The 8,096-nt window shown below is 41.7% G+C and carries 9 protein-coding genes; 6 read left to right on the forward strand and 3 right to left on the reverse strand.

Annotation, left to right across the window (positions count from 1 at the left end):
* Nucleotides 1-146: 146 nt before the first annotated feature.
* On the reverse strand, nucleotides 147-1,130 hold the full coding sequence (locus tag V7L05_RS28530; protein ID WP_335169207.1) for a GntR family transcriptional regulator: 984 nt from the start codon (nucleotides 1,128-1,130) through the stop codon (nucleotides 147-149).
* A 286-nt stretch (nucleotides 1,131-1,416) separates the two neighbouring features.
* On the opposite strand from V7L05_RS28530, the gene V7L05_RS28535 reads away from it, so the two are divergent.
* Nucleotides 1,417-2,157, forward strand: a complete 741-nt coding sequence (locus V7L05_RS28535) for a dienelactone hydrolase family protein (protein ID WP_335169209.1) — start codon at nucleotides 1,417-1,419, stop codon at nucleotides 2,155-2,157.
* Nucleotides 2,158-2,420: 263 nt separating this feature from the next.
* Nucleotides 2,421-3,323: a S1 RNA-binding domain-containing protein gene (locus V7L05_RS28540; protein WP_335169211.1), complete on the forward strand. Its 903-nt coding sequence runs from the start codon at nucleotides 2,421-2,423 to the stop codon at nucleotides 3,321-3,323.
* 953 nt (nucleotides 3,324-4,276) lie between these two features.
* Here V7L05_RS28540 and V7L05_RS28545 read toward each other — a convergent pair.
* Both V7L05_RS28545 and V7L05_RS28550 read right to left on the reverse strand, forming a co-directional pair.
* Nucleotides 4,277-4,465 (reverse strand): hypothetical protein, encoded by a 189-nt coding sequence (locus V7L05_RS28545; RefSeq protein WP_335169213.1) that lies wholly within the window; start codon nucleotides 4,463-4,465, stop codon nucleotides 4,277-4,279.
* Nucleotides 4,458-4,649, reverse strand: a complete 192-nt coding sequence (locus tag V7L05_RS28550) for a hypothetical protein (RefSeq protein WP_334706085.1) — start codon at nucleotides 4,647-4,649, stop codon at nucleotides 4,458-4,460. The genes V7L05_RS28545 and V7L05_RS28550 overlap by 8 nt, the downstream gene beginning before the upstream one ends.
* Before the next feature lie 128 nt (nucleotides 4,650-4,777).
* Here V7L05_RS28550 and V7L05_RS28555 point away from each other — a divergent pair, with 128 nt between their 5' ends.
* The 4 genes from V7L05_RS28555 to V7L05_RS28570 all read left to right on the forward strand — a co-directional run bounded on the left by V7L05_RS28555 (nucleotide 4,778) and on the right by V7L05_RS28570 (nucleotide 7,924).
* Nucleotides 4,778-5,155, forward strand: a complete 378-nt coding sequence (locus tag V7L05_RS28555) for a hypothetical protein (protein ID WP_335169215.1) — start codon at nucleotides 4,778-4,780, stop codon at nucleotides 5,153-5,155.
* 238 nt (nucleotides 5,156-5,393) lie between these two features.
* Nucleotides 5,394-6,269 (forward strand): SDR family oxidoreductase, encoded by an 876-nt coding sequence (locus V7L05_RS28560; protein WP_335169217.1) that lies wholly within the window; start codon nucleotides 5,394-5,396, stop codon nucleotides 6,267-6,269.
* A gap of 15 nt (nucleotides 6,270-6,284) precedes the next feature.
* Complete coding sequence (locus tag V7L05_RS28565; protein ID WP_335169219.1) at nucleotides 6,285-6,416, forward strand: histidine kinase; 132 nt, start codon at nucleotides 6,285-6,287, stop codon at nucleotides 6,414-6,416.
* Between the two features lie 11 nt (nucleotides 6,417-6,427).
* Entirely contained in the window at nucleotides 6,428-7,924 is a 1,497-nt protein-coding gene (locus V7L05_RS28570; protein ID WP_335169221.1) for an HlyD family efflux transporter periplasmic adaptor subunit, read from the forward strand.
* Nucleotides 7,925-8,096 lie beyond the last annotated feature (172 nt).

Here is an 8,096-nt window from a genome sequence, read left to right on the forward strand (position 1 = left end):
CTTGACAGACTACTACCTCTAAAGGTAGCGTCATTTTCAGTCGGGGTTTAAATCGCCGTCTGAAAATGTCTTTAATTTTGAATTTTGAATTTTGAATTTTGAATTGTTAATGGGTGTGTCCGCCTATGCCATTCTTACTCTTTGGATTAACTCAAACCCAGTTCTCGTTTTAGCAAGTTAATTGAGTTAGTGCCGATATAATTCTCAACCTTAATCAGCTTTGGTCGCCGAATAATATCTTCATCAAATGCTTGCACGGCTGCTTGGACTGCGGCAAAACTGGCTTGATCAGTTATGATTACCTCAGCCCGTTTAACCATTGCTTGAAGTTTATAAGCATCTTTTGGTTGCGAAGTCATCACTAGTAGTTCATCCCCTCGCAGACCGTGGAGGATTACTTCTGCGGCGCGGGCAATCCCAGAACTGAGGCTAACTATGCCTACACAGTTTTCTTTTGGTAGGGTTTTTAATAGGTTGAGTTCTTTGCTGTAGTCGTAGATATCTAGAGGAATTACCCGTGCAGCTTTCGGAGCTGCGATCGCTTCCACATTACTGATAAAATACCGACTTGTGACTACTGTCGCAGAGGTAGTTTTATCTAGCACAGCTGTTAATTCTTCCATTGCTACCAACTGGACTGGTATTTTTAAAGATCGTTCTAATTCATACACCATCAACTCGCCAGCACCCATGTCATAAGATGGAACTGCAACCAATACCCGCGCACTACAACGCAAGCGCCAGTCAATTTCCGCTAAAAATAGCTCTCTGGCTTGATTGAGTGAACATCCTTGAGAGAGTAGATCATCAAGTGCTTTCTGGACAACTTGATATGCATCAGGATTTTGTTTGAGAATTGGTGATTGCAGCCTGCTACCGCCCTCATGACCTTGGGGACGAACATAAATTCCTGAACCAGCCATACTTTCAACAAATCCGTCTTCCTCTAGTTGACGGTAAACTTTGCTAATGGTATTACGGTGTAATCCCGTTTGCATTGCTAGTGCCCGTGTACTTGGCAATTTGTAAGCAGGGGGATATTGCCGGGAAGCGATCGCAAACCGGATTTGATTAAACAGCTGGGTTGATGCGGGAATTTCGCTGTCTGGCTGAATACGAAATTGAATCATCAGCAAACCTCCTGAATACTAAGTGGGGAGTGGGGAGTGGGGAGTGGGGAGTAGGGAGTGGGGAGTATTGCTTTCCTACTCAGCACTTTTAACTCAGCACTCTTTGGTGTCCAGCTGCATTTGCTACATATCAAATATTCTATTTACATATAAAGTTTTTCGGGGAGAAATTTCTAATGGGCTCATTATTGGTAATTGATAATTTAATTGGAAATAATCTGGACATACTGGCATAGTTATATCAAATAAACACAAGGCTAATCACATAGCACTGGTAATAATTATTATGACAGAGCAAGCAATAATTACCACAACGGTTAATCTTTTGCAAGATAACATTCAAGTGTCTGCAAATCTTGCAGAGCCAAAAGAATCTGGATCTTACCCTGGAGTCGTGGTATTACAAGAGATTTTTGGTGTCAATGTTCACATTCGGGAAGTTACAGAACGGATTGCCAAACTTGGATATGTAGCGCTCGCGCCTGCACTTTTTCAACGTATTGCTCCTGGTTTTGAAACCGGATATACACCCGAAGATATTGAAACGGGCAGAGGCTACGCCATGCAAACTCAAGCCTCAGAGTTATTGAGCGATATTCAATTAGCAATTGACTATCTCAAAAATCTGCCTCAAGTGAAAAAAGATGCTTTTGGCTGTATTGGCTTCTGCTTTGGTGGTCACGTCGCATATCTTGCAGCCACTTTACCAGATATTAAAGCTACGGCTTCCTTCTACGGTGCTGGAATTACCGCCCGTACACCAGGAGGTGGCGCTCCTACTATCACGCGCACCAGAGAAATAACAGGTACTGTTTATACCTTCTTTGGTGCAGAAGATGCTAGCATCCCAGCCGAACAAGTAGATGAGATTGAAGCAGAGTTAGAAAAATATAAAATTCCTCATCGTGTGTTTCGCTACGATGGAGCTGATCACGGATTTTTCTGTGACCATCGTGGCAGTTATAATCCTAAAGCTGCTGCCGATGCTTGGGAGCAAGTAAAACAACTCTTTAGTCAACTAAACTGAAGTCTATGCAGCCAAGTTTGTTATTTGTCATTAGTAATAACGACAACGCCGTGTACAACTTTTACTCAAATCTAACCCCTCAGTCCCCTTCCCGATGGGAGAAAGGAAAAAATTTAAAACCTTTTTCCTAAAAGAAGAAAGGAATGGAAGTGAGGTCAGAACATTAAGTTGCACATCGCGTAACTACAGACAAAGAGCAAATGACAAATGACAATCTAAACTCCAGTTGCACCATATCAAATAACAATTAATCTTCAAAAGTCATGAATTCCGAATCGAAACTTTCTCAAACAGCCAATTCGTCGTTTACGATGGATGATTTTGCCAAAGCACTAGAAATACACGACTACCAGTTTCAAAAGGGACAGGTTGTACATGGCAAAGTGTTCCAACTTGACCACGATGGAGCTTATGTCGATATTGGTGGCAAGTCATCAGCTTTTCTGCCGCGCGATGAGGCTTCTTTGAGAGCAGTTACCGATTTATCGGAGGTGCTGCCATTGCAAGAGGATATGCAGTTTTTGATTATCCGAGATCAGGATGCAGAAGGTCAAGTCACCCTTTCCCGAAAGCAGTTGGAAATTCAGCACATCTGGGAACGACTGGCCGAAATGCAGGAAAATGCTCAGACTGTGCAAGTACGGGTTATGGGTGTGAATAAAGGTGGTGTCACTGTCGATATTCTCTCTTTGCGGGGATTTATTCCGCGATCGCACCTGGCTGAGCGTGATAATTTAGAAGCACTCAAAGGTCAAAATCTAACTGTGGGTTTTTTGGAAATTAATCGTAACACCAACAAACTCATCCTTTCCCAGCGTTTAGCAACTCGTTCTAGCAACTTCAGCTTATTAGAACTAGGTCAACTGGTGGAAGGTAAAATTACTGGTATCAAACCTTTTGGTGTATTTGTCGATTTAAATGGGATGGGCGCTTTGCTTCATATCAAGCAGGTAAGCCAAAAATTCATTGAATCTTTAGAAAAGGTATTTAAAGTTGGTCAGCCAATTAAAGCTGTAATTATTGACTTGGATGAGGGTAAAGGGCGGGTTGCTCTTTCTACCAGAGTTTTGGAAAGCTTCCCTGGCGAAGTGCTAGAGAATTTTGATGAGGTGATGGCTTCAGCTGAGGCGCGTGCCAATAGAGCTAATAACAAAGCATCTGAATAGTTTTGAGGTGGGTTGCTTGCACAAAGCGTTTAAATCACCGTCTGAAACAATTTTGAATTGTTAATACTCCCCCTGCATCTACAAAGATGTGGGGGGATTTTAAATTAGGACAACTTTTCATAGACTCCTTTCTAGGCTCTGGCTGGAAATGCGGGTAAAAGAACAATTTCAGTCAGCTTCAGCTGACTTTCGCTATGAGCCGCAGAATTTATTCTGAGGCGGACGTGTGGGCAATGCCAATATTCTGCAATGATGCAAATACGTGAGTCTAGAATCTCACATTTGAACCCATCACCCGCCATAGGTTAGAAACCTACGGCTAATAGCGAAAGTCCTCTGAAGAGGACTAAACAAGAATTAATCAACCCCTAGTCCCAGGTATCGGATCTACGAAATGTTAACTCCTAGAAAATAACCTTGTTATAAATATTTATTAGGACTTACGCAATCAAAACCTGAAACCTCGATCCCCCCTAACCCCCTTAAAAAAGGGGGGATCTAAAAAGCCCCCAATTTATCGGGGGTTGGGGGATCTCTTATGCGTAAGTCCTATTTATAAAAGTCTAAAGTGCTTAAATTAAAAAATAACTCCAATGTAGGTTGGGTTGAGGAATTAAACCCAAAATTTTCAAGGATTTGTTGGGTTTCACGACCTTCAACCCAACCTACAAATCTTCTTAACATAATTACTTAAGTTACTAGTTAATGCATCGAAAAAATGGATCAAGTCGAATTTAATAAGCAAAATGGCATTTGACTTACTCAAAAGGTCTGTTTGCTTTCTCATTTCGGTATTTTCAGCAAGCAAAATGGCATTTGACTTACTCAAAAGGTCTGTTTGCTTTCTCATTTCGGTATTTTCAGCAAGCAATCAAGCATATTGAGATAGCAATATGCTTGATTGCTGACTCATTCCAGTAATTCACACACTCGTGACAACTATCTCTTTAAGATTATTTTTCTCTATCCTTATCTAATGCTTCTTCGATCGCACGACGGCAAAATTCTGGAGAATCATCCTTGGTAGATAGTTCTTCCTTCATAGTTTTTGTGACACGTAAGTTAAGACGCTCACTTAAAGGTTCTTCCCTCTCTGATTTAAATGGGTTTAAATTTTCTGGATGACCTTTAGGGTTAGGCATTCTCTTTATCTTTATCTAATGCTTCCTGAATCGCACGACGGCAAAATTCTGGAGGATCATCCTTGGTGGATAGTTCTTCTTTCATAGTCTTGGTAATGCGTAGGTTAATCCTCTCTGTTAATGATTCTTCTCTATTTGATTTAATTGGTTGTAAATTTTGTGGGTTCCCTTTAGGATTAGGCATTATTGAGAAATATAAACAAGGCTTGATTTACTTGGTGCCAAAACAATAGATTGTTTTTTAGTGGTTGCGGCAACTTGCCGGAACTACAACCACTAATATCCAATTTCAAAAATGGACACTTCTATTTTATGTTCACGCGTTCCGAACTTGAAATCAAGACTATTAAAGAATTACGCGACTTGTGTCGTAGATACGGCATTAAACCAACTCTTAATGCAGGATACAAAACCTCATACATCGTTACTCTGATGGCATTTCCATTTTTAGCACTGCAACAAATGAAGCAAGGCAAAGGGTTAAAATTCCCTAACTTTAACGCTATCCAGATAATCAGTTCCGCTATAGAGGAGATGAATTCACCCACAGATGAGCAAGCAGCACTAATTCGGATAACGCTGGAGGGCAGGAAAATGAGCTATCCTGACCGATACGACCAAGAGAACCTGCTGAACTTGCATAAGGCTAAGATGTCGCTTGAACAAGCTATTAATTTGTTGAGCCAGTAAAACTAATCCCATTACCCTATCCCCCACATTTATTAAAAATATGGGGGATAATTTTTAGAGTATTAAGATAAATAAGGTGTGACCTACTGGCTTAGTTGGCGTGAGGATATATTGAGCATAGTAACAAAGTATAAAAATATGCTCATACTTCTGTTTAAGTATTGCTCAAGGGGTTTTGAGCATATATCGAGCATTTCAAGAACTATAAACGCTGTAACTATTCAACTTAGGTATTTATATGTTTCTAGTAACTGGAGCAACGGGAGGAATTGGTCGCAGAGTTGTGCGACTCCTACGACAACGAGAACAGTCTGTGCGGGCATTTGTCCGCCTGACATCGCGCTATAGCGAGTTAGAACACCGGGGTGCAGAAATTTTCATCGGTGACTTGCTAGAAGAAAAAGATATCCAGAAAGCTAGTCGGGGTGTACAGTATATTATCAGCGCCCACGGTTCTGATAGCGATGCCCTATCTTTAGATTACCGCGCTAATATTGAACTGATTGATCAGGCAAAAGCCAATGGTATAGAGCATTTTGTCTTCATTTCCGTATTAGGAGCCGATCGCGGATATGAAGACGCTCCCGTTTTCAAAGCCAAACGAGCAGTAGAACGATATTTGGCAGCTAGTGGCTTAAATTACACTATTTTACGCCCATCTGGATTAGCATCTAACTTGCTGCCACTAGTAGAACGGTTTCGGGAAACAGGATTGTATCTGCTCATCGGCGATCGCAAAAACCGTACCTCAATTGTCAGTACCGATGATTTGGCAAAGATAGTGGTGGATTCTGTGACAGTTGAAGCAGCTCGCAACCAGATTCTACCAGTGGGAGGACCGGAGATTTTATTACGAGAAGATATTCCCCGGATTTTTGGTCGGATCTTCAACAAACAGCCAGTAATAATTAACTCACCACTATTTGCCATTGATGGATTACAGAGTGCATTAGGCTTATTTAATCCCCAAATCCAAAAAGCTTTGGGAACTTATCGCACATTGCTAGCAAATGAATTTTTCTGTACAAAAGATGAAATTGCTAATTTAGAGGCGATTTTTAACTTCCAGTTAGAGACATTAGAAAACTTTTTGCGGCGCTATCTAGCAGTTTGAATTAGGTCATGGGGCATGGGGCATGGGGCATGGGGAGAAAAGCTAATACCTAATGTCCAATTCCCAATTTCTAATTCTCAATGCCCAATGTCCAATGCCCAATTTCTAATTCTCAATGCCCAATGCCCAATGCCCAATGCCCAATAATCTAAAATTCTATGAAATCTTCCCTAGCTGCAAATGCTGCTCAAGCACGTCAGACAAAAGAGCGATTCGCCCAACCAGAGGAACAACTCACCTATGAATTGGGGAAGGCGGTACAGGAATTGCCACCCTTGTTCACTAGATTATTAGCGGGAACGATGACCGCGATCGTCTTTGGGGCGATCGCTTGGGCGTACTTCTCGCAAATAGATGAAGTAGCAACAGCACCAGGGGAATTAATTGCTTCCACACAAGTAAGGCCAGTGACATCCTTGGGTGGAGGGTCAATTGTCGCTGTTAAAGTGCAAGAAGGCGATCGCGTTACTAAAGGTCAAGTTCTGATTCAAAAAGATCCAGACTTGCAAATAACCGATGTTTCTCGCCTAGCCAAATCCACTAGATTAATTCAAGACGATTTACAACGTTTGGATGCAGAACGCACCGGAGGCAAAACTGCTGGGACGAAACTGCAAGATGAACTTTTAAGCTCCCGTCTACAAGACTACCAAGCGCGTCAAGCTGCGGCAGAAGCAGAAGCAAATCGCCAAGTAGCACTCATCAATCAAGCCAAAGTCCGCTTGACTCGATTGCAAGACAACTTAGTTAATGCCAAAAGCAGCGTTGGGAATGCTCAAACCAACCTTGTGAATGCAGATAGCATTCGGATTAAAATTGAAAGTAATTTAGGACTTGCTAAACAAAGGGAAAAAAGCCTACGCACTCTAATTACTAATGGCGCTGCACCTCGTGTTGATTACCTGGATGCCCAAGAAAAATTAACTCGTGCAAAGACAGAAATCACTAGAGCGCAAGATGAAGTGACCAACGCCCAGAATAAAATCACAGAGGCTCAAGATAAAGTCACATCATTAGAAAAAGATATTGCTGCCCAAGTCCAAGAAATTCGCCAAGCAGAACAAGCTTACCAAGCTGCACGCAGTCAAGCCCAGCGTGTAGCATCAGAACGCCAAAGTGAAATTTTGACCCAGTTCAACAAGCGTAAAGAAGAACTAACAACTGTTCAAGGTCAATTAGATCAGGCGAAGAAGCAGCAAGCTTTAGAAACGATTGAAGCTCCCGTTGCTGGTACGATTTACAGAGTCAAAGCCACCAGAGGGCCAGTACAATCGGGTGAAGAGTTGGTGTCAATTTTGCCGGAAGGGGAAGAAATGCTCCTAGAGGTAAAAGTTCTTAACCGCGATATTGGGTTTATTCGTCAAGGAATGAAGGCAAAAGTGAAAATGGCAACTTTCCCCTTCCAGGAATTTGGCACTGTAGAGGGCGAAGTTATGCAAGTCAGTCCGAATGCAATTGTTGATAAAGAATTAGGCTTAGTTTTTCCTACAAGAATTAAGCTAAGTAAACACTCAGTGAACGTGCGGGGTCAAGAAGTAGAATTTACACCAGGGATGACTGCTACAGGTGAAATTGTCACTCGTAAAAAGTCAATTTTGACATTCATCACTGAGCCTGTGACACGGCGGTTCAACGAGGCATTTTCGGTTAGGTAGGTTTGTAGCCTCTGCTGTTTTTATAGCTATTTCAAAATACATACTTAATAGATTTTTCGTAGGGGCACAGCAATGCTCATTGGTGTCAACTTAAGCAAAAAGGCAGCATTAAGATGTAATCTAAGAACATCGGAATTGATGTTCTTAGTGATACATCATGAGTAGAAAACGT

This window comes from Nostoc sp. (genome assembly GCF_036917755.1).
Lineage (GTDB): Bacteria > Cyanobacteriota > Cyanobacteriia > Cyanobacteriales > Nostocaceae > Nostoc.